19 protein-coding genes are annotated in these 22,746 nt (G+C 54.9%); 14 read left to right on the top strand and 5 right to left on the bottom strand.

The genetic code is table 11. The features are described 5' to 3' along the window. The first annotated feature begins 3 nt into the window (after window positions 1-3). From ACWHWP_RS10025 to tus, 10 genes are all read left to right on the top strand, one after another. Complete coding sequence (locus ACWHWP_RS10025) at window positions 4-924, top strand: hypothetical protein (RefSeq protein ID WP_166714704.1); 921 nt, start codon at window positions 4-6, stop codon at window positions 922-924. 350 nt (window positions 925-1,274) lie between these two features. Continuing rightward, on the top strand, window positions 1,275-1,544 hold the full coding sequence (locus tag ACWHWP_RS10020; RefSeq protein ID WP_047352476.1) for a hypothetical protein: 270 nt from the start codon (window positions 1,275-1,277) through the stop codon (window positions 1,542-1,544). A 464-nt stretch (window positions 1,545-2,008) separates the two neighbouring features. Continuing rightward, on the top strand, window positions 2,009-2,173 hold the full coding sequence (locus tag ACWHWP_RS10015) for a YdaE family protein (protein ID WP_047352475.1): 165 nt from the start codon (window positions 2,009-2,011) through the stop codon (window positions 2,171-2,173). 140 nt (window positions 2,174-2,313) lie between these two features. Further along, the gene (locus ACWHWP_RS10010; protein ID WP_447855493.1) at window positions 2,314-5,514 is read left to right on the top strand and encodes a RecE family exodeoxyribonuclease; all 3,201 of its coding nucleotides are present in this window, start codon (window positions 2,314-2,316) and stop codon (window positions 5,512-5,514) included. Window positions 5,515-5,523: 9 nt separating this feature from the next. Beyond that, window positions 5,524-6,609 carry a RecT family recombinase gene (locus ACWHWP_RS10005; RefSeq protein WP_447855492.1) on the top strand — a complete coding sequence of 362 codons (1,086 nt, stop codon included), beginning with the start codon at window positions 5,524-5,526 and terminating at the stop codon, window positions 6,607-6,609. A gap of 38 nt (window positions 6,610-6,647) precedes the next feature. Next, on the top strand, window positions 6,648-6,890 hold the full coding sequence (locus ACWHWP_RS10000) for a DUF4060 family protein (RefSeq protein ID WP_048979543.1): 243 nt from the start codon (window positions 6,648-6,650) through the stop codon (window positions 6,888-6,890). 64 nt (window positions 6,891-6,954) lie between these two features. Next, entirely contained in the window at window positions 6,955-7,170 is a 216-nt protein-coding gene (gene xisR / locus ACWHWP_RS09995; protein WP_047647992.1) for an excisionase family protein, read from the top strand. Beyond that, window positions 7,170-8,450 carry an Arm DNA-binding domain-containing protein gene (locus ACWHWP_RS09990; RefSeq protein WP_447855491.1) on the top strand — a complete coding sequence of 427 codons (1,281 nt, stop codon included), beginning with the start codon at window positions 7,170-7,172 and terminating at the stop codon, window positions 8,448-8,450. Before xisR ends, ACWHWP_RS09990 begins: the two co-directional genes overlap by 1 nt. Window positions 8,451-8,479: 29 nt before the next feature. Further along, window positions 8,480-9,778: a two-component system sensor histidine kinase RstB gene (gene rstB / locus ACWHWP_RS09985; protein ID WP_047348766.1), complete on the top strand. Its 1,299-nt coding sequence runs from the start codon at window positions 8,480-8,482 to the stop codon at window positions 9,776-9,778. Between the two features lie 73 nt (window positions 9,779-9,851). Next, window positions 9,852-10,781, top strand: a complete 930-nt coding sequence (tus, locus tag ACWHWP_RS09980; RefSeq protein ID WP_059312005.1) for a DNA replication terminus site-binding protein — start codon at window positions 9,852-9,854, stop codon at window positions 10,779-10,781. Here the strand turns inward: tus and fumC are convergent, their stop codons facing one another. Both fumC and fumA read right to left on the bottom strand, forming a co-directional pair. Then, window positions 10,782-12,176 carry a class II fumarate hydratase gene (gene fumC / locus ACWHWP_RS09975; RefSeq protein WP_447855490.1) on the bottom strand — a complete coding sequence of 465 codons (1,395 nt, stop codon included), beginning with the start codon at window positions 12,174-12,176 and terminating at the stop codon, window positions 10,782-10,784. It lies immediately after the preceding gene. Between the two features lie 183 nt (window positions 12,177-12,359). Next, window positions 12,360-14,006, bottom strand: a complete 1,647-nt coding sequence (fumA, locus tag ACWHWP_RS09970; RefSeq protein WP_447855489.1) for a class I fumarate hydratase FumA — start codon at window positions 14,004-14,006, stop codon at window positions 12,360-12,362. Window positions 14,007-14,205: 199 nt separating this feature from the next. Between fumA and manA the strand changes: the two genes are divergently transcribed. Both manA and ACWHWP_RS09960 read left to right on the top strand, forming a co-directional pair. Continuing rightward, window positions 14,206-15,381, top strand: a complete 1,176-nt coding sequence (gene manA / locus ACWHWP_RS09965) for a mannose-6-phosphate isomerase (RefSeq protein ID WP_447855488.1) — start codon at window positions 14,206-14,208, stop codon at window positions 15,379-15,381. Between the two features lie 99 nt (window positions 15,382-15,480). After that, on the top strand, window positions 15,481-17,013 hold the full coding sequence (locus tag ACWHWP_RS09960; RefSeq protein WP_059312009.1) for a YdgA family protein: 1,533 nt from the start codon (window positions 15,481-15,483) through the stop codon (window positions 17,011-17,013). Between the two features lie 39 nt (window positions 17,014-17,052). Here the strand turns inward: ACWHWP_RS09960 and ACWHWP_RS09955 are convergent, their stop codons facing one another. Next, window positions 17,053-17,907 (bottom strand): alpha/beta fold hydrolase, encoded by an 855-nt coding sequence (locus ACWHWP_RS09955; RefSeq protein ID WP_063429063.1) that lies wholly within the window; start codon window positions 17,905-17,907, stop codon window positions 17,053-17,055. Between the two features lie 15 nt (window positions 17,908-17,922). Further along, on the bottom strand, window positions 17,923-18,903 hold the full coding sequence (locus tag ACWHWP_RS09950) for an MBL fold metallo-hydrolase (RefSeq protein ID WP_063429065.1): 981 nt from the start codon (window positions 18,901-18,903) through the stop codon (window positions 17,923-17,925). 107 nt (window positions 18,904-19,010) lie between these two features. Here ACWHWP_RS09950 and ACWHWP_RS09945 point away from each other — a divergent pair, with 107 nt between their 5' ends. Continuing rightward, entirely contained in the window at window positions 19,011-19,907 is an 897-nt protein-coding gene (locus ACWHWP_RS09945; RefSeq protein WP_063429067.1) for a LysR family transcriptional regulator, read from the top strand. A gap of 2 nt (window positions 19,908-19,909) precedes the next feature. On the opposite strand, the gene ACWHWP_RS09940 is transcribed toward ACWHWP_RS09945, so the two are convergent. Beyond that, window positions 19,910-20,938: a Mal regulon transcriptional regulator MalI gene (locus tag ACWHWP_RS09940; RefSeq protein WP_447855487.1), complete on the bottom strand. Its 1,029-nt coding sequence runs from the start codon at window positions 20,936-20,938 to the stop codon at window positions 19,910-19,912. Between the two features lie 177 nt (window positions 20,939-21,115). On the opposite strand from ACWHWP_RS09940, the gene malX reads away from it, so the two are divergent. Next, window positions 21,116-22,708 (top strand): maltose/glucose-specific PTS transporter subunit IIBC, encoded by a 1,593-nt coding sequence (gene malX, locus ACWHWP_RS09935; RefSeq protein WP_059312013.1) that lies wholly within the window; start codon window positions 21,116-21,118, stop codon window positions 22,706-22,708. Window positions 22,709-22,746: the final 38 nt, after the last annotated feature.

Genomic DNA, 22,746 nt, shown 5'->3' with positions numbered 1-22,746 from the left:
CATATGGATAACTTGGATTTAGTGCTTTCTGGGCAACAGATAAACCTTGAGTTGTATCCTGTAAAGGAGGCTGACATTGATGGCATCCAAATGGGTGTTATGAACGATGGTTCCCCATTTTTAACATTACGTGGTCTGGCTAGGCTGTGTGCGGTTGACCATGCCCCATTACTTCGATTTACCTCTAATTGGGCTGAAGAAAGAACCAAACCAAGAGGGTTAATTGTTGATGCCTTATTAAAAAAGAACGGTCTAAATCTTCAGCAACTTTATACCAAAGGCGTTATTCAAGGCACTGAAGCGAATATATTTCCTGATTCCGTGTGTATGGCAATCTTGGAATATTATGCATTTGAAGCAAACCATTCTGGGCAAGCTATTGCCCAAGACAACTTTCGTAAGTTAGCTGGCTCTCAGTTAAGAAGATTTATTTACTTAAGCGTTGGGATAGATCCTGATAACCCTCAGCGAGGGGCTCTAGAATGCTTCCATGAACGCCTACTTATGAACGACCAGGTTCCTTTTGGATTCTTTTCTGTATTCAGAGAAATGGCGGATCTTTCACTGAAAATGGTTAAAGGTAACTTCGATTTTGGACCAACAGCTATTCCTGATATTAGCGTTGGCACTATGTGGTCAAAACATTGGGTGAGTAACTGTCTGGACGAAAAATATGGTTCAAGGACAAAACATCCTCATGTTTATCCTGACTGGTTCCCGCAGCATAAAGCAGGCCCTGTAGATGCGTGGATTTATCCGGACGACGCTTTAGGTGAATTCCGCCGATGGATGCAAAAAGATTATATTCCTAACAGGTTTGGAACTTATTTAGTCAAAAAGGCAGCTGATGGGACCATTCCTCGAATCGATGCAGCTAAGATAATCGATGCGGTAATAAAGCCACAGCTACCAAAAACGCATTAAATCCAAACCCGGCCACCGCGCCGGGTTTTTTATACTTTCTCCCACCAGCTCCGCCGTTAACCCCCTGCCCTGAACCACCCTATCCCGTCCTTAGCGTCTGGATTTTTTTGCCTGCAATCTGCAGAACATCACGATTAAGCCTGAAACTTACAATCAAATTACGCCGCAAGCTTGACACGGATTAAGCCCCAGGCTTAATATGCAATCACCAAGACGCACTACGAACCACCAAGGCAGGACGCCCACGAAGTAGCCGCCGACGGCATATGAAGAGTCGGATGAGGTGGAGATATTAACGCGCATCAGGTGTAAACGTTCCGCTGGCCGGCGATAAGGCAAACGAGGCTGAGATGAAAGGAAATACGAAGAAAACAGGCATGTACGGATTTGCTGCATGCTGGGCACGCAACGACATCACATCACAAAAACCCCTCGAGCTTCCAAGCTCCCGTCAAGACGGAGGCAAGGGTTTGAAGAGCCCTGAATACAAGCACTCACGTCTAGCTATGGAAAGATTTAACAAGGCAGGCGGAATTCCTCGCGGCAAAGCCGCTGCAAAAATGAGCCGCCTGGGATATCGAAGTGAAAGTCTCAAAGACTTTATTCGAGATTTTCGATAAGTCTCAGTGGAGTCACTGCTTCCGCAGGGATCAAACTTGCCGGGAAGTAATTATCAGTAACGATTTTGGTTAAACGGTTAATGACCCTTGGTGCTGGATTATCAATTAAAAGCGAGTGTACAGACTCTGAAAGTTTGAACCATCCGTCCTTTTCACACGTATAGATATAACAGGGTACTGAGGTCTTGAGAGTTGGGGAAAGGGTCTGATGCTTCGAAACAATAGCTTCATTTTGACAAATCGGGCACGGAACTACTTTTCCATTCATTGTTAAGTCCTTGCTGGCTGTGTGAGAGCTGACAGCATACCACCGAGCCTGAAGTGGTGAAAAGACAGGCATTAACAGGAGATCAATATGATTGATTACGCACGCAAACCGGGACGGCAGCAGGCTGTAAAGCTGAACTTCTTCGAGGTGATTCTTCGCCGCTTGTGCTACCTGCTGGCGCAAATGGGGAATCCAGATGTGTAACTCAACGAAATGCGGGTACTGCGGGAAGCCGGTTGAACCGGGGGAAATAGTCAAAAGTACCCTTCTCTATCGCAACGGCGCACAGCTGGCGCGCAAAGAAAAAGAATACTGCTCTGAGCGTTGTGCTTCGTACGACCAGATGGCCCACGAGGCATAACGTAAAAGCCGCGCAAGGCGGCCCATACGTCCGGTGCTCCCGACCAAAGTTACACCGGAATACTACTTAAAAAACCAAAGTTCACCCAATGGGCGCTATCTCTGGCCCGGGGATCTTACATCCAAAAAAGAGGATCTCACATGGAATTTTTCTATGTAGTGAAGGCTACGCAGAAATCTGGCAAAGAAGACGCAGTGATTTGGTTCACTGCTAAATCAGAAGCCCGTGCCAACCTGCAGCTCGATGTCGAGCTGGAAGATGCTGGTATTGAAACCGGCCGCGGTAAGGATTACTCAAAACCGGTTCGCACCGATTTCCCTGTTTACAACGATCTGCCTGAAGAAAGCACCGTGGATTACACCTGGTGCAAACGCTATGAACTGCAGGACGATGGGCGCACCTGGCTGCCAAAGGCTGGTGCACTGTCTACTGGAGCCGAGATCAACACTGCTGCACCGGAAACGACTGTTAAAGTCGAAACTACCGTCGAGAGTGTCCCGCTTGAAAACCGCACTCCCGCGGTCCGTTTTGCCGTCCACCTGACCAGTGACAAATACCAGTCACATATCACTAAAGAGCAGCAGCTGGCTGCCAGCGAAATGTCACTGGATGAAGGCAATACCTATCTCAAGAACCTTCTGCTGGCGAAGAACGACATCCCTGAAGTTGACGAACTCAGCCTGAATGCTGAGTGGAAACTCGTACAGGCGATAAAGCAGATCTTCGCACCAGATGAAACACACGAAGCTGAAGTTATCGCTGCATTCATGGCTGACTGGGCGAGAGCAGATGCCGGCAACCGCAATCAGTTAGTTGAAGAGTGGAGAAGCGGAAAGCTTAATCTTCTCAAATCAGAAATCACCAGCGTGACCGGCGTTACTACCGATCAGGATCCAGAACCTGATAACGGTATCCAGATTGACGAGAATGATGACGAAACCACTCGTTATCCAGTCGTTCGTATGCCCTTCCGCAAGCAGCTACTCGCCCAGTTCACCGCCGACGAACTGCGCCACCACTTAACCCGCGAAGAATACGAAGGTATCAGCGCTCTGGAGATGGACACTGATAACAGCTATGTCCAGAACCTGCTGCTGGCGGCAGAAAACTGCGAAGAGGTGAAGGGTTACGATACCAAAGACCTATGGCGCTATACCGACGCCATTCGCAAGGTGTTCAGCCAGGAGAAGCGCCACGAACTCGCTTTGGTTCTCCGTTTTACCAGAATCTGGGCGGCGACCGATTACATTGACCGCGGCACTCTGGTTCGCAAATGGGCGGAAGGTAATCGCATTTCTGAAGTTGGCACCTCTGCACCTTTAGAACCAGAAAAACCAGAAAAACCAGAAAAACCAGAAAAACCAGAAACTACCAAATCCTATAAACGCGCGGTTGCCCAGAACATGGCGAACCTGAGCATTGAGATCGCGATTGCTCAGCTGTACCCAGATGCAGTACCGGGACAAATCAACCGTACGCAACTCCTGGCCGCCAAAGAACTCGCTGACAAAAAAGATGAGTCGCACACCAAGGCGCTCAAGGTTCTTGGTAAAACTACCGACATCCTCGACTACGACGCCAACAGTATTTTTGGCGTTACCCGCGCTATTTCATGGTCTGGGGAAGAAAGCACAACCGAACTGCGTAGCCAGGTGCGCGAGTGGTTTACGGCGAACGGCATCTATGAAAGCGGTGAGCGCTCTAAAGGCTATCCAGAATGGAGTGAAGACTCCCGCACGGTTCGTCATTCCGCAGTGGAAGAACAAATTACATCCCGCCAACCACAGGTTGCCAACTTTGGTGGCGGCGCGTTCTCCATCGATGGCCTGATTGGTGGAAATACCGATCCGGTCATCAATACCTCCTCAAATGAAGTCGAAAAAACTGAAAACACAGCGGAGACCACCAGCGATGTGCAGATGGAAACGACTCAGCCAGAGAAAGTCGAAAATACTGTTCCGGTACAACCAGGCGAAGGCGCTGATGCAGCTAATACGCAAGCAGTTACCGTAGCGCCGGAAGAGCAGCAGTCAGAGCGAGTAATCGAATACCCGGCTTACTTCGAGCCTGGCCGCTACGAAGGTCTGCCGAATGATGTTTATCACGCAGCAAACGGTATTAGCTCAACCCAGGTAAAAGATGCCCGCGTCAGCCTGATGTACTTCAACGCGCGCCATGTGGCTAAAACCATCCCGCGCACAGCATCCAAAGTGCTGGATATGGGAAATCTGGTGCACGCCCTTGCACTGCAGCCGGAAAACCTCGAAGCAGAGTTCAGTGTAGAACCTGAGATCCCGGAGGGTGCTTTCACCACCACCGCAACTCTGCGCAAGTTCATCGACGCTTACAACACCAGCCTGCCGGCGCTGCTAAACGCTGACGAGATTAAAGCGTTGCTTGAAGAACATAACGCGTCCCTTCCTGCTCCAGTGCCGCTTGGTGCCAGTCTGGAAGAAACGGCTCAAAGCTATATGGCTCTCCCAGTTGAGTACCAGCGTATTGAAGAAGGCCAGAAGCAGACAGCAACAGCAATGAAGGCATACATCAAAGAGTACAACGCCACCCTGCCCATGCCGGTTAAAACCAGCGGCAGCCGTGATGCGCTACTTGAGCAATTAGCGTTCATTAATCCTGATTTGGTGGCACAGGAAGCGCAGAAACCAACGCCGTTGAAAGTGTCCGGCACCAAAGCAGACATGATCCAGGCAGTTAAGTCGGTTAAGCCCGATGCCATATTCGCCGACGAACTGCTGGATGCCTGGCGCGACAACCCTGGCGAAAAGATTCTGGTTACCCGCCAGCAGCTGGCCACAGCGCGGGCAATTCAGTCAGCACTACTGGCGCACCCGACCGCGGGCATGCTGCTAACACATCCAAGCCGCGCCGTAGAAGTGAGCTATTTCGGTTTCGACGACGAAACCGGATTAGAAGTGCGTGTACGCCCTGACATCGAGATTGAACTGGACGGCGTGCGCATCGGTGCTGACCTGAAAACCATCAGCATGTGGAATGTGAAGCAGGAAAGCCTGCGCGCCAGGCTGCATAGGGAAATCATTGACCGGGACTACCACCTCAGTGCGGCAATGTATTGCGAGACCGCAGCGCTGGACCAGTTCTTCTGGATTTTCGTCAACAAAGACGAGAACTACCACTGGATCGCCATCATCGAGGCGTCCAACGAACTGCTGGAACTGGGCATGCTCGAGTACCGCAAAACGATGCGCGCCATTGCAACCGGATTCGACACGGGCGAATGGCCAGCGCCGATCACTACCGATTACACCGATGAACTGAACGACTTCGACCTGCGCCGCCTCGAAGCGCTGCGTGCTCAGGCTTAAGGGGGATTTATGCATAACACAAACGTTACCGTTGCTGACCAGAATACCGTTATTAACTCCAACGTGGCTTTGTTCGATTCCCAGTATCTGAACGCCATCAGCACGTTCGCGCAGATCATGGCGCAAGGAACCGCGACCGTTCCTAAACACCTTCAGGGTAATCAGGCCGACTGCATGGCTGTAGCGATGCAAGCAGCACAATGGCAGATGAATCCCTTTGCCGTGGCGCAGAAAACGCACCTGATTAACGGTGTGCTCGGGTATGAAGCGCAGTTGGTTAATGCCGTAATTTCACGCAGCGGCGTGCTGGCCAGCCGTTTTGAATATGAATGGTACGGGCCATGGGAAAAGGTTGTTGGGAAATTCCATATCCGTAAAGGCGACAAAGGCGAATACCGCGTCCCGGGCTGGCCCCTGGCTGACGAAGCCGGGATCGGCATTATTATCCGCGCAACCCTGAAAGGTGAAGATCAGCCAAGGGAGCTCGATTTGCTGCTAGCTCAGGCCCGAACCCGAAATTCTACACTTTGGGCTGACGACCCCCGCCAGCAGCTTGCGTACCTGGCCGTCAAACGCTGGGCGAGACTGTTCTGCCCGGATGTGATTCTGGGCGTTTATACCCCGGATGAACTGGATGATCGCCGTGAAGAACGAGAGGTAAATCCCGCACCGGCGCAGCACGTTAGCCTCGCTGATATTTCAGGTGACAACGTCACTACGACTCAAACGGCTCAGGAATCAGCTCAAAATATTGATGCACTTGCTGATGATTTCCGTGACCGCATCGAGGCCGCTCAGGATGTGGACAGCGCTAAAGCTCTGCGCGCAGATATTGAAACCGTGAAAGCAACACTGGGTTCTGCCCTGTTCACTGAGCTGAAAAACAAGGCCGTGAAGCGTTATTACCTGGTTGATGCACGGAACAAAGTCGAAGCAGCCATCAATTCCTTGCCACCTTCAGATGAGCCCGATGCAGCTGAGCGGTTCGCAGAAGTAGAGCGCGTTCTTGCATCGTCGAAACGTCATCTGGGCGACGAACTGCATAGTCAGTTCAGCATTACCCTGGCGGATATGAAACCGGAATACATGGACTAACGAGATCGGGAGGGGAAACCCTCCCTCAAGGAGAAGAAATGCGACTGATTAATCGAGGCAGTAAGCAATCCCCTTTAGCTCGCCAGGCATGTGAAATCGCACTCGCAGCCCACCAGCAAAGATATGGTGACTATGGGCGTAGCAAGATGAAAGAGACCTATACGGTGAAAGTGGAAGGCGTGAAGGTCTGGGTTGAAGTGGTCAACTGCAAGGCAAGCTACGTGGCCACTGCAATGACCGGCATGCGCCGACTGCGTTCCCTGCCCGGCCAGGCAAACTGAAACTGAAATATCAACGACTAAAGACCGGCATATCTATACTCATGCCGGTTACCTGAGGTGAACTATGTCGCAGGTAATTTACGATTCAGAATGGGGCGTTGCTTCAAAACTAAAAGAGAAGACAGGCCTTACCGATCGTCAGATTAAAAGCTATCGCCAAACCTCCTGGGTAGAAGGTGTTCATTTTAAGAGAATCCCATTGGATGGAAGCAGCTCCGAAGAGCGAGGACTTGTCTGGTACAACATCCCAAACATTAACAGGTTTGTGAAGGAGGCATAATGGCTGCAATGCCAACGGGTGTTGAGATCCATAACAATAAAATACGAATTAGTTTCAAGTTTCAGGGCGTTAGATGCCGAGAAACATTGAAAGGATGGATCGTAAATGCTTCGAATCTCAAAAAAGCCGGGAATCTAAGGGCCAAAATTGTTAGCGAGATTCAGCTGGGCACTTTTGACTACCGGGGCGTGTTTCCGGAGTCAAAGGTAGCAGCAAAGTTTTATGCATCTAAAAATATTACGACGTTCGCCGAACTTGCATCAGCCTGGTATGAAAACCATAAAATCGATCTCTCCCCCAATGCCACAAGAAGCTATGGGATAGCTGTAAGAACGTTAACAAAACTAATCGGCCCTGATACGCTGGTTGCATCCATCACCAACAGCGACATTCTGGGCTGGAGAAAGGAATTACTGACTGGCGAGACCAACTATGCTCCCGAAAAGAGGAGAAATAAAACCGGCCGCGCCGTTAGAACAGTAGATTATTATCTGGCCATCCTGCGACAAATCCTCGACTATGCGGTTAAAAATAAAGTCATTTCATATCAACCATATGTCGGAATAAAAAGGCTTCGCAAAGGGCAAACAAAACCAGATCCGCTTCTGAGACATGAGTTTGAGCAGTTGAAAGAGACTGCTCCGGCTCAGCAGAAAAACATGTGGCAATTTTTCGCTTATACCGGCGTTCGGCCCGGGGAGCTTTGCGCTCTTGCCTGGGAGGATATCGATCTTAATTCCGGCGAAGCTACGATTGCACGCAATCTAACTCAGGAAGGTTTGTTTGGACCACCCAAAACCGAAGCTGGATACCGGACGATAAAGTTACTGGAGCCGGCTCTGGAGGCTTTGCGAGCTCAAAAGGAACTTACCGGGAGTGCCCCTAAGGTACCAATCACTTTTCACCACCGGGAGTTCGGTAAAACGGAAACGCAGAAACTGCACTTTGTGTTTATGCCTCGACCTCAGAAAGGCAAGCAAGCTGCGTACTATTCAGTCAGCTCAATTGTGTCACTATGGGACATTACAGTAAGACGATCGGGCATTCGCCGCAGGCGCCCCTATCAGCTGCGTCATACATACGCTTGCTGGATGTTGTCGGCAGGTGCTAATCCTGCTTTTATAGCGAATCAGATGGGTCATGAGAATGCAGAAATGGTCTTCCATGTATACTCTGCGTGGATAAATGCTCTCGATAGCGATCAGGTATCATTTTTGAATCAGCGCTTTGGCGGATATGCAAATGCCCCTATAGTGCCCCTGAAGGTTAAAGAAAAGTAGTTAACTATTTGATTTTCCGGTGATATTTAATGAAAAAGCTGTTTGTGCAGTTTTATCTTTTGCTGTTTGTCTGCTTCCTGGTCATGACCATGCTGGTCGGGCTGGTGTATAAATTTACCGCCGAACGTGCGGGCAGGCAGTCTCTGGATGACCTGATGAAAAGCTCGCTGTATCTGATGCGCAGCGAGCTGAGAGAGATCCCACCCCACGACTGGGCTAAAACCCTGAAAGAGCTGGATCTGAACCTGTCGTTCGATTTACGCATCGAGCCGTTGAAAGATTTCGTGCTGGATCCGCCCGCCATGCAGCGTCTGCGCGATGGGGACATCATCGCGCTGGATGAGAAATATACCTTTATCCAGCGAATTCCGCGCAGCCACTACGTGCTGGCCGTCGGGCCGGTGCCCTATCTCTATTATTTGCATCAGATGCGTCTTCTGGACATGGCGCTGATGGCCTTTATCGCCATTTCGCTCGCGTTTCCGGTCTTTATCTGGATGCGTCCGCACTGGCAGGACATGCTGAAGCTCGAATCCGCCGCGCAGCGTTTTGGCGAGGGGCATTTCACCGAGCGTATTCACTTCGACAGCGGCTCCAGCTTTGAACGTCTGGGCGTGGCCTTTAACCAGATGGCCGATAATATCAATGCCCTTATCGCCAGCAAGAAGCAACTCATTGACGGGATTGCGCACGAGCTGCGTACCCCGCTAGTTCGCCTGCGCTATCGTCTGGAGATGAGCGAGAATCTGACGGAAGCGGAGTCTCAGGCCCTTAACCGCGATATTGGTCAGCTTGAAGCGCTGATCGAGGAGCTGCTGACCTACGCGCGTCTCGATCGTCCGCAGAACGAACTTAACCTCAGCACGCCGGACCTGCCTGACTGGCTGCAAACCCACATTGATGATGTCCAGAGCGTGAACCCGCAGCGCACGCTGTTGACCCGCGTCACGCCGGGCGATTACGGCGCGCTCGATATGCGCCTGATGGAGCGCGTGCTGGATAATCTGATCAACAACGCCATGCGCTACAGCGAAAGTACGCTCCAGATTGGCCTGGATTTGCAGGGCAACCAGGCCAGCCTGACGGTTGAGGATGACGGACCGGGGATTGCCCCGGAAGCCCGCGAAACCGTGTTTGAACCGTTTGTCCGCCTCGATCCGAGCCGCGACCGCGCCACCGGAGGATGTGGCCTGGGGCTGGCAATTGTCTACTCTATCGCGCAGGCAATGGGCGGCACGGTGCATTGCGAGGAGAGCGAGCTTGGCGGCGCGCGCTTCTGCTTTAGCTGGCCGGTATACCATAATATCGCCCTTCCCGTTCCTGCCTGACCTAAACCGCACGCTGGCCTGACCCGGCGTGCTGTGCTATATGATAAGTATGTTGTAACTAATGAGAGTGTTTATGGCAACCTACGATCTCATCGAAAGGCTGAACAGCACCTTTCGCGAAATAGAGCACGAGCTACTTACCCTGACCGAACGTTTGCAGACCTGCCGCCTGCTGGCCGCGCGCGTCTTTACCCTGCCCGACGTGGTCAAAGGGGCCGAGCACGATCCGCTGGATACCATCGAGGTGAAACAGCATATCGGTAGCGCCGCACTAGAGCTTGCGATGAAACACTATCGCCACCTCTTTATCCAGCAGCAGTCAGAACAGCGCAGCAGCAAGGCGGCCGTGCGCCTGCCTGGCGTGATCTGCCTGCAAACCGATGCCGCAGCGCGCGAGGCGCTGGAAAACCAGATTGCCCACATCAACGCCCTGAAAGCGACGTTTGAAAAGATCGTCACCGAAGAGTCGGGCCTGGCCCCTGCCGCCCGGTTTGAGTGGGTGCACCGCCAGCTTCCGGGGCTAATTACCCTGAATGCCTACCGCACGCTGACGGTACTGCACCACCCCGCCACGCTGCGCTTCGGCTGGGCGAACAAGCACATCATTAAAAACTTCACCCGGGATGAGGTTCTGGCGCTGCTGGAAAAAAGCCTGAAGGCGCCGCGCACCGTCGCACCGTGGTCGCGTGAGCAGTGGATCGAGCGCCTGGAGCAGGAATATCACAGCATCGCTTCACTGCCGGCGGATACGCGGCTCAAGATCAAGCGCCCGGTGAAGGTTCAGCCCATCGCCCGCGTCTGGTATTCCGGCCAGCAAAAACAGGTGCAGTACGCCTGCCCGACGCCCCTGATTGCGCTTTATGATGCCGATAAGGGAGCCATCGTGCCGGATATTGGCGAGCTGTTGAATTACGATGCTGAAAATGTTCAGCACCGTTACAGACCTCAGGCGCAACCGCTACAGCTGATTATTCCGCGGCTGCACCTGTACGTGGCGGGATGACTATTGCAGACTGCCGACCATCGCTTCCGGGCGTACCCAGGCGTCAAACTCTACCTCCGTCAGATAGCCCAGCGCCAGGGCGGAGGCTTTCAGCGTTAGCCCCTCTTTATGCGCTTTCTTGGCAATCTCGGCGGCCTTGTCGTAGCCGATATGGGTATTGAGTGCGGTCACCAGCATTAATGACTCATTCAACAGCTGGGTGATGCGCTCGCGGTTTGGCTCAATGCCCACCGCGCAGTGCTCGTTAAAGCTCTCCATCCCGTCCGCCAGCAGACGAATCGATTGCAGAACGTTGTGGATCACCATCGGGCGATAGACGTTCAGCTCGAAGTTGCCGGATGCGCCCCCCATATTGACGGCTACATCGTTGCCCATTACCTGACAGCAGAGCATGGTCATGGCTTCGCACTGGGTCGGGTTAACCTTACCCGGCATGATAGAGCTGCCCGGCTCGTTTTCCGGAATGCTGATTTCACCGATACCGCAGCGTGGACCGGAGGCCAGCCAGCGCACGTCGTTGGCGATTTTCATTAATGATGCTGCCAGCCCTTTCAGCGCGCCGTGGGTATGAACCAGCGCATCGCAGGTCGCCAGGGCTTCGAACTTATTAGGTGCGGTGACAAACGGCTGCCCGGTGATGGCTGCAAGCTCCTCAGCCACGCGCACCGCGTATTCAGGATGGGTATTTAGCCCGGTACCGACCGCCGTACCGCCGAGCGCCAGCTCCGCCAGATGCGGCAGGCTGTACTCAATATGCTTCAGGTTATGTTCCAGCATCGCCACCCAGCCGGAAATCTCCTGGCCGAGCGTCAGCGGCGTGGCGTCCTGCAGGTGCGTACGACCAATTTTAACGATGTCGCGGAAGGCCTGCGCCTTCTCGTTGAGCGTGGATTTGAGCACGTTGAGCTGGGGGATAAGCTGCTCGCGGACAGCGATCACCGCCGCCACGTGCATCGCCGTCGGGAAGACGTCGTTAGAGCTCTGGCTTTTGTTCACGTCATCGTTCGGGTGAACCTTGCGCTCCATGCCGCGCACGCCGCCCAGCAGCTCACTGGCCCGGTTTGCCAGCACTTCGTTCATGTTCATATTGCTTTGAGTGCCGGAACCGGTCTGCCAGATGGCGAGGGGGAATTCGTCGGGATGCTTGCCCGCCAGCACTTCGTCGGCGGCATTGATAATGGCGGTGGCCTTGTCTGCCGCCAGCAGGCCCAGATCCTGGTTTACTTTCGCGGCTGCACGTTTGGTGAGCGCCAGCGCCTGGATCAGCGAGACGGGCATTTTTTCGGTCGAAATACGGAAATGTTCCAGCGAACGCTGGGTTTGCGCGCCCCAAAGCTTGTCGCCCGGAACCTCGATTGCGCCCATAGAGTCTTTCTCATGGCGTACCGTTGTCATTACTTTCTCCTTGATAACACTGTCGGGATTGCTCACATGCTTAAGGGATAAGTATTGATGACTTCTGAGAAACGTTATGGCGCTTTGTGCGCTCTTTTTGGCGTCGGGTGGCGCTGACGCTTACCCGACCTACCGAACACGTAGGCCGGGTAAGGCGCAGCCGCCACCCGGCAATTTACAGAATTACTTCACGCAGGCCGAACACTGAGAAGATTGGATCTGTTTGAAGAAGTCGTTACCTTTGTCATCCACCAGGATAAACGCCGGGAAATCTTCCACTTCAATTTTCCAGATAGCCTCCATACCCAGTTCCGGGTATTCCACGCACTCGAGGCTCTTGATGCTGCCCTGCGCCAGCACCGCAGCCGGGCCGCCGATGCTGCCGAGGTAAAAGCCGCCGTGCTTGTGGCAAGCGTCCGTCACCTGCTGGCTACGGTTGCCTTTCGCCAGCATGATCATGCTGCCGCCGTTGGCCTGCAGCTGGTCAACGTACGAGTCCATACGGCCAGCCGTGGTGGGGCCTAACGAGCCAGAGGCATAGCCTTCAGGCGTTTTCGCCGGGCCCGCGTAGTAGATCGGGTGATCTTTAATGTACTGCGGCAGCCCTTCGCCGCTGTCCAGACGCTCCTTCAGCTTCGCATGTGCGATGTCGCGGCCCACGATAATCGTGCCGTTCAGGGAGAGACGGGTCGAGACCGGATACTGCGAAAGCTGCGCCAGGATCTCTTTCATCGGACGGTTCAGGTCAACGCGAACCGCTTCGCCCTCGCCCGCTTTACGCAGCGCTTCCGGGATGTATTTGCCCGGGTTGTTTTCCAGCTTTTCGATCCAGATGCCGTCGCGGTTGATCTTCGCCTTGATGTTGCGATCCGCAGAGCAGGACACGCCCATCCCGACCGGGCAGGATGCGCCGTGACGCGGCAGACGGATCACGCGCACGTCGTGGGCAAAGTATTTGCCGCCAAACTGCGCGCCGAGGCCCAGATTGCGCGCTTCTTCCAGCAGCTCCTGCTCAAGCTGAACGTCGCGGAACGCCTGGCCGTGCTCGTTACCTTCGGTGGGCAGACCGTCGTAGTATTTGGTTGAGGCCAGCTTCACGGTTTTCAGCGTGCTTTCCGCCGACGTACCGCCAATCACAAAGGCGATATGGTACGGCGGGCACGCCGCGGTGCCGAGCGTGCGCATTTTCTCAACCAGGTAGTTCTTCAGCTTGCCCGGGGTGAGCAGCGCTTTGGTTTCCTGGTAGAGATAGGTTTTGTTGGCTGAACCGCCGCCTTTGGCGATACAGAGGAATTTGTACTCGTCACCGTCCACGCTGTAGAGATCGATCTGCGCAGGCAGGTTGGTGCCGGTGTTGACCTCTTTATACATATCCAGCGCCGCGTTTTGCGAATAGCGCAGGTTGTCTTCGATGTAGGTGTTGTAAACGCCGTGCGCCAGCGCCGCTTCATCACCGCCGCCGGTCCAGACGCGCTGGCCTTTTTTACCGACGATGATCGCCGTGCCGGTATCCTGGCAGGTCGGCAGAATGCCTTTTGCCGCGATATCGGAGTTACGCAGGAACTGCAGAGCAACGTATTTATCGTTTTCGCTGGCCTGCGGGTCGCTCAGAATATCGGCAACCTGCTGCTGGTGCGCAGGACGGAGCATAAACGACGCGTCGTGGAATGCGTGCTGCGCCAGCAGCGTCAGCGCCTGCGGATCCACCTTGAGGATCTCTTGTCCTTCAAACTCAGAGACGGAGACATGATCGCGGGTTAACAGGTAATACTCGGTCCGATCCTTACTGAGGGGGAAAGGATCCTGATAATGGAAGGGTTTATTCGACATTGTTCTCTCACTTACTGCTTCGGTCTGTTTATTCAGGGCAGATGTTCCGCTGCCCGGCTTAAAAGCGAGTCAGCTTATCCTACACAATTTTTTAACAAAAACTGAGACTAGTACGACTTTTTACATCCACAGGTTACTTCCATGTGGTTTATTGCTTTAATACCCGGAGTGAATTCCTTAATTGAATCAGGGCTTGATAATGCAAAAACTCATTAACTCGGTGCAAAACTACGCCTGGGGAAGTAAAACTGCGTTAACGGATCTCTACGGTATCGCCAACCCGAATAACCTGCCGATGGCAGAACTGTGGATGGGTGCGCACCCGAAGAGCAGCTCAAAAGTTGAAGATGCCAGCGGCCAGGTACGCAGCCTGCGCGACGCGATCGACGCCGATAAAACCGCGCTGCTGGGCGACAAGGTTGCTCAGCGCTTCGGCGAACTGCCGTTCCTGTTTAAAGTGCTGTGCGCCGACCAGCCGCTCTCCATCCAGGTTCATCCGAACAAGAAAGCCTCTGAAATTGGCTTTGCGAAAGAGAACGCGGCGGGTATTCCGTTAGACGCCGCCGAGCGTAACTACAAAGATCCTAACCATAAGCCGGAGCTTGTTTTTGCGCTGACCCCATTCCTGGCGATGAACGCGTTCCGCGAATTTTCAGAGATCGTTTCTCTGCTGCAGCCGGTTGCCGGCGCGAACAAGGCTATTGCCCACTTCCTCGAAAACGCCAATGCTGAAGGCCTGAGCCAGCTGTTTGCCAGCCTGCTTAACATGCAGGGTGAAGAGAAATCCCACGCGCTGGCGGTGCTGAAAGCGGCGCTGAACGCGCAGCAGGGTGAGCCGTGGGACACCATCCGCCTGATTTCTGAGTTCTACCCGGACGACAGCGGCCTGTTCTCCCCCCTGCTGCTGAACGTGGTGAAGCTGAACCCGGGCGAAGCGATGTTCCTGTTCGCAGAAACCCCGCACGCCTACCTGCAGGGCGTGGCGCTGGAGGTGATGGCCAACTCCGACAACGTGCTGCGCGCGGGCCTGACGCCGAAATACATCGACATCCCTGAGCTGGTTGCCAACGTGAAGTTCGTGGCGAAACCTGCCGCAGAGCTGCTGACGCAGCCGGTCAAAAACGGCGCAGAGCTGGACTTCCCGATCCCGGTTGAGGATTTTGCCTTCTCACTGCACGACCTGAGCCAGACAGAAACGACCATTGCGCAGGAGAGCGCGGCGATCCTGTTCTGCGTTGAGGGCGAAACTTCTCTGCATAAAGGTAGCGAGCGTCTGGTGCTCAAACCGGGCGAGTCGGCGTTTGTTGCGGCGAATGAGTCTCCGGTGAGCGTAAGCGGTACCGGTCGCCTGGCTCGCGTTTTTAATAAGCTATAGGCACTTACTGAATTTTTTAACAACTCTTGCTAAGCTAGTGTCAGGCTTTATATCTCCGGGCGGTTTTTACCGCCTGGTTTCATTTTAGGGATAGTCGCAATGAAAAAATCGGTCGTAGCGGTTGGAGTGATTGTAGCGTTAGGCGTGGTCTGGACGGGTGCCTCCTGGTTTACCGGGAAACAGCTGGAAGGTCGTCTGGCGGAAATGGTGGCGCAGGCGAACGGAGAGATTAAGCGCAGCGCGCCGGAAGCGGGTCTTGAGCTAAGCTACCAGAATTATCAGCGCGGCGTGTTCACCAGCCATATGCAGGTGGTAGTGAAGCCGGCGGCAGGTAATCAAAATGGCTGGCTGAAACCGGGCCAGAGCGTGGTGCTGGACGAGGTGGTGAGCCACGGTCCGTTCCCGCTGGCGCAGTTAAAATCGTTTAATCTGATCCCATCAATGGCGTCCGTTCATACCGTGCTGGTGAACAACGACCTGACCAAACCGCTGTTTGACCTGGCGAAGAATGAATCACCTTTCGAGATCGACACCCGCATCAGCTATGCCGGTGACACCAGTTCCGATATCGCTCTGAAAGCGCTGAACTACGAGAAAGAGAATGAGAAAGTCGCCTTTAGCGGCGGTCACTTCAAGCTTGACGCTGACCGCGACGGAAACGTCTTCTCCCTGACGGGTGAAGCGGAAAGCGGTCTGGTCAATGCCGTGAACGAATATAACCAAAAAGTTCAGCTCACCTTCAACAATCTGAAAGCCGACGGCAACAGCCGAATGACCGATTTCAAAGAGCGCATCGGCGACCAGAAACTGTCTCTCGACAAGGTTGCCATTGCGGTTGAAGGCAAAGAGATGGCCGTGCTGGAAGGCATGGATATCAACGGCACATCCGACGTTTCCAAAGACGGTAAGAGCATCAACACGCAGCTGGACTACACCCTGAAGAGCCTGAAGGTACAGAATCAGGATCTTGGTACCGGCAAACTTTCGCTGAAGATCGGCAATATCGACGGCCAGGCGTGGCACGAATTTAGCCAGAAATACAGCAAAGAGAGCCAGGCGCTGCTGACCGATGCCGCGCTGCAGCAGAACCCGGAGGTGTACCAGCAGCAGGCCATGGCGGTGCTGTTCAACAACCTGCCTATCCTGCTGAAGGGCGAGCCGGTGGTAACCGTTGCGCCGCTGAGCTGGAAGAACAGCAAAGGCGAAACCAGCTTTAACCTGTCTCTGTTCCTGAAAGATCCGGCAACCGCAACGGGTGAACCTCAGACGCTGGCGCAGGAAGTGGATCGCAGCGTGAAGTCGCTCGACAGCAAGCTGACCATCCCGATGGATATGGCGACCGAGTTTATGACCCAGATTGCGAAGCTGGAAGGCTACGGTGATGAAGACGCCGGCAAGCTGGCGAACCAGCAGGTGAAAGGCCTGGCGGCGATGGGCCAGATGTTCCGCATCACGAAGGTGGACAACAACACGATTTCCACCAGCCTGCAGTATGCCAACGGCCAGGTGACGCTCAACGGCGATAAAATGCCGCTGGAGGACTTCGTCGGGATGTTTGGTATGCCGACGCTGGGCATGCCGGAACCGGCTGAACCCGCAGCGCCAGCCGAACCGGCAGCGCCGCAGCAGTAAACAACAAAACCCCTCGCATGAGGGGTTTTTTATTGCCCGTTAAATTTTCCATCCCGTCAGGAAATCCAGCAGCAGCGCGTTCACTTTCTCCGGCTGCTCCTCCTGCGGCAGATGACCGCACTCGTCAATACCGTACGCCCGCAGGTTATCCGCCATTTCGGCCCAGACGCTTTGCATATCGAAGAGCTTGCCAACCGCGTGAAAGTCATTGCCCCAAAGCGACATTACCGGGCAGGTAATTTTCACGTCAGCGTCTGCCAGATCCTGCGCCACATCCTCTGCGTTGGCGCGATAGTCAGCCATTGCGCCCCGCACGGCACCCGGCGCCTGATACGCACGTACATAGGTGTCAAACGCCTCGCCGCTGATGGTAGACGGGTCGTAGGTCCAGTCCGAGAAAAAGTGGCGCAGCCATACGTTTTCTCGACCCGCAATCAGGGCTTCCGGCAGGTCGGGCACAAGATGAAACAGGAAGAACCAGTATGCACGCGCAATTGAAGCATTCAGATCGCGCGCCACGATACGCGTTGGCACGTTGTCCATCACCACCAGGCGGTCAAGTAACTCGGGATAATCTTTCGCAAAGCGGGTCGCAACCCGCGCCCCGCGATCGTGCCCTATCAGCACCACTTTCTCCAGACCCAGCACCCGCATCAGTTCACGGATGTCACGCGCCATGTTCCGTTTATCATAGCCGGAGGCCGGTTTATCCGTTTCCCCATATCCGCGGAGATCGGGCGCAATCACGCGATAGTGGCGGGATAAAACCGGCATCTGATGGCGCCAGGCATAGTTTGTCTCTGGAAAACCATGCAAAAGAATAACCGGCGCGCCTTCACCCTCTTCGACCACAAACTGACGGATACCGTTTGCCGTTACGGTGTAACTTTTCATGCGGATAACCTCACTTTATTTCAGCAGAGGCACATGGGCTGCGCGTTGATAAGGACCGTAATTTACCGGATTCCAGCGGTAGCCCTGCTGCCAGGCGGTGATATGCCCGATACCCGGGAAAGGCAGATGCGCCGCGGCCATCAACTCGCCGTCTTTCGCCAGCGCGTTAAATTCCTGCGCGCGGGATGATACGGCTTTTTTCGGTTCGACATCGAAACGAATAGACACTTCAGGATGCGGGAACTGGACGGCAGGAGCATGTATCAGATCTCCAGTGAAGTTAATAGCCGTTCCCTGTGAAGCAAACCGATAAACGGTGCTGCCGGGCGTATGGCCAACGGCATAGGCCGTCTGGACTTCAGGAATAGGCGAAGCGGGCGGGACAAAGGTTTTGAGATGTCCGGCTGCTTTATACGCAGCCAATGCATTCCTGGCGATAGCGAAATAGGGTTTCGCATTCGCAGGCGCGCTCGCTTCCTTAGCCGGATCGAGCCAGTAATCGGCCTCCCCCTGCGGCACATAAACGGTCGCATTGGGGAACAACGCCTTACCGTCCGCATCGCTCAGGCCACACACGTGGTCAAGATGAAGGTGGGTCAGGAAAATCGTATCGACCTGCTCAGGGCGATAACCTGATGCGTTCATATTGCCGATGAGCTGGCCGGCCGTTTCCGCCATGCAGTGCCCGCCCCCGCTGTCAATCATGACCAGGTGTTTACCGGTATTCACCAGAAAGGCGTTGAAGGCGGTAGGCATGCGCTCGGCATCAATTTTTTGTTGTGCCAGCAGTTTGCGAACCGCGTCGGGTGAAAGGCCTTGCAACAGCGTGGGCGAAAGATCGTTATAGCCGTCGAACAGCGCCGTCACCTCGTACTCCCCTACGGCAAGGCGATAATAGCCGGGGACCTGCTGTTTCATCTGCGCGGGTGCATCTGCCCACGTTGCGCTCGCAAACAGCAGGCCGCTCAACGCCAGAACCGTTTTCAACTTTTTCATTTTCACTCCACATTCATGTTTATCAGGATGTGAAGAGACTATGGCAGCGTAACGACAAATAATGTAGATATGTAATTTGATAAGTCAGCATAACGAAAAACGAGATAATGAGACTGGAAGATATTGAAGTTTTTGTTGAAGCCGTCAGGGCGGGTAGCCTCGCCGGCGCCGCGCGTCGGCTCTCCATGAGCGCCATGGCCGCGTCGCGCGCCCTGACTCATCTCGAAGCGGAGCTGGGGGTTCGGCTGGTACACCGCACCACGCGTTCGCTCTCGCCCACCAGCGACGGAGATATTTTTCTCCCTCACGCGCAGGCGCTACTGGAAGATAAAAGCAACGCGCTTGCCGACCTGTTTCCCGACGGGACCCACCTTTCCGGACGCCTGCGCATTACCGCCTCAGCGGGGTTTGGCCGGAAGATTGTGGCTCCCATGCTGACCCGGTTCATGCAGCAGCATCCCGCCCTGCAGGTCGATTTACTCGCCACCGACGAACAGGTTGATATTGTCGGCAAAGGCATAGACGTGGCGTTGCGCATTGCGCCGCTGCGCGATAACCGGCTCGTTGCCCATCGCCTGTGCCATAACCCTCGCGACCTCTGCGCCAGCGCGGAGTATCTGGCAGCAAACGGTTATCCAAAATCGCTTAACGACCTGGCGGCACATAGCTGTCTGACCACGTCAGACACGGTCCACTGGTCTTTCGAACAGGGCGAACAGCGCTACAAACAGAAGGTATCGGGACGATTCTCCGCGAACTCTGTCGAGGCCATTTTCGAAGCCTGCCTCGGCGGGATGGGCATCGCCAATCTATCTCGCTGGTACGTAGAACCGGCGTTCAGAGAGGGGAAACTGGTACGCATCGTCCTGGAGGATGCCCAGCCGGAATCACTGGCCGTGTGGGCGGTTTATCCGACCTCCCGCCTGATCCCGGCAAAAGCACGAAAGTTTGTGGAAGCCCTTGAAGCCGAGCTGCTGCTCAACCCGCTTACGCAAAATACCTGAGGTTATTTCACCGTCACTAGCCGCGCCGCCACAATCTGGTGCCCGGCCTGGACATCCGTATTGTCGATGCGCTGCATGATTCTGTCCGCCAGCGTGTAGCCCATCTCCCGCGCGGGGGTCGTGGCCCAGACGATCGGGAGATCGTCCAGCGCGTTTTCGCCGACGTCGGCGAATGCCCCCAGCGCCACCTGATGGCCGAAGAACGTTTCTACCCCACCCTCGCCGCTCTGGCGTCCGGCGCGGATCAGGCCAAACCAGGCGCCCATGGCAATCACGTCGTTATAGCAAATCACGGCGCTGATCGTCGGGCTGCTTCGCAGCAGCGCGCCTATCGCTTCCGCCGCTTTCTTCTGGCTGGATTCACACTCCACGACCCATTCGCTGTGGAACGGCAGGCCGTATTTAATCAGCGTCGCGCAGTAGCCGCCTACCCGCTCGGCGCGCGTCAGGGATGAGCTTTTCCCGCCCAGCCAGGCGATGCGCTGATGCCCGCGACGAATAAGATGTTCGGTCAACATTTGCGCGGCCTGCATGTTATCCGGTCGCAGCGTATCGGCCTCGTCCAGGTAGCTGGCGCGTGAAGCAAACACCAGCGGTACGCCTTTTTCGGCGGCTCGCTCGCACAGCTCGCTGCCCACGCACGACGCCCCGGCGACGATCACCCCGTCTACCCCCTGGTTTAGCAGCATATCGAGCCGGGAGAGGAGCTGTTCGGCCTCGCGCCCGCCGTGCAGCAGAAAGACCATTCGCCCCTGCGCTTCAAGCGCTTCGGTTAACCCTGCGGTCAGCTCCGCATAGAACGGTGACGTCAGGTCGCGGACAATCAGGCCAATCACCCCGCTTTGCCCGCCGCGCAGCGCCGACGCCTGGCGATTACGCACAAAGCCCAACTGCTCAACCGCCTCGTTAACCCGCTGGCCGGTTGCGGGCGAGATACGCCCTTTCCCGCTCAGCACCAGAGAAACGGTGCTGACGGAAACCCCCGCCGCCAGCGCGACATCGTTGATGGTGATTTTTTTCGCTACAGCCATGTGTCGGCGTGACTCCCTGAAATGAGATCGGTAAAACGTTTTATCAATACGTTATCTTTATACTACCAGTCAAAGCCTGAGAATGTGATTTAGCGCGCACTAAACTTTGATAAAACGTTTTATCTTCTCGCAGCATTGAGGCAGACAAACTGATTTTAACAATAAAGGAGTCGTTTTATGACGGCGAAAGCAGCACAAAAAATATCGCTGTGGGAATTTTTCCAGCAACTGGGTAAAACCTTTATGCTGCCCGTGGCACTCCTCTCGTTCTGCGGGATCATGCTCGGGATCGGCAGCTCGCTAAGCAGTAAAGACGTCATCACGCTGATCCCGTTCCTCGGCGCGCCCGCGCTGCAGGCGATCTTTATCTGGATGAGTAAAGTCGGCTCCTTCGCCTTCAGTTTCCTGCCCGTCATGTTCTGTATCGCTATCCCGCTGGGCCTGGCGCGCGAGAACAAAGGCGTCGCGGCGTTTGCCGGGTTTGTGGGTTACGCGGTAATGAACCTTGCGGTCAACTTCTGGCTCACCGCAAAAGGCATTCTGCCTACCACCGATGCTGCGGTGCTGAAAGCCAACAACATTCAGAGCGTAATTGGCATTCAGTCTATTGATACCGGGATACTCGGGGCGGTGATCGCCGGGGTGATCATCTGGATGCTGCACGAGCGCTTCCACAATATCCGTCTGCCGGATGCCCTGGCCTTCTTCGGCGGCACCCGCTTTGTGCCAATTGTCACCCTGGTGGTGATGGGCCTGTTTGGTTTGATCATTCCGCTGATCTGGCCTGTCTTCGCGATGGGCATCAACGGCATTGGCCGCATCATTAACGGTGCGGGAGACTTTGGTCCGATGATCTTCGGCACCGGCGAGCGCCTGCTGCTGCCGTTTGGCCTGCAGCATATCCTGGTGGCCCTGATTCGCTTCACCGAAGCGGGCGGTACCATGGAGGTGTGCGGTCACGATGTGAGCGGCGCGCTGACCATCTTCCAGGCGCAGCTGAGCTGCCCGACCACCCACGGCTTCTCCGAAAGCGCAACCCGCTTCCTGTCTCAGGGTAAAATGCCGGCCTTCCTCGGCGGCCTGCCCGGCGCCGCGCTGGCGATGTACCACTGTGCACGCCCGGAAAATCGTCATAAAATTAAGGGCCTGCTGATCTCCGGTGTGATCGCCTGCGTCGTGGGCGGTACCACTGAGCCAATCGAATTCCTGTTCCTGTTCGTTGCGCCGGTGCTGTATCTGATTCACGCCGTGTTAACCGGTCTGGGCTTTACCGTGATGGCGGTGCTGGGCGTCACCATCGGAAACACCGACGGCAACGTGATCGACTTCGTGGTGTTCGGGATCCTGCACGGCCTGTCCACCAAGTGGTACCTGGTGCCGGTCGTGGCGGCTATCTGGTTCGCGGTGTACTACGGCATCTTCCGCTTTGCAATCACCCGCTTTAACCTGAAAACACCGGGTCGTGATGCGGATACCGCCACCAGCGTAGAACAAGCGGTTGCCGGGACCGTGGGTAAATCCGGCTACAACACCCCGGCCATCCTGGCGGCGTTGGGCGGTGCGGATAACATCACCTCTCTGGATAACTGCATTACCCGCCTGCGTCTGTCGGTGGCAGATATGTCGAAAGTCGATACCAACGCCCTGAAAGCCAACCGGGCTATCGGCGTGGTACAGCTTAATCAGCACAATTTGCAGGTGGTCATCGGCCCGCAGGTGCAGTCAGTGAAGGATGAGCTGGCCACCCTGATGCGAACAGTTGAAGCCTGATGCCTCAACCCCCTCGCCATGAGGGGGTTTTACGTTAA

The organism is Enterobacter sp. WI-ESBL-E8 (assembly GCF_053364895.1).
This window is presented reverse-complemented; position numbering and strand designations above follow the sequence as displayed.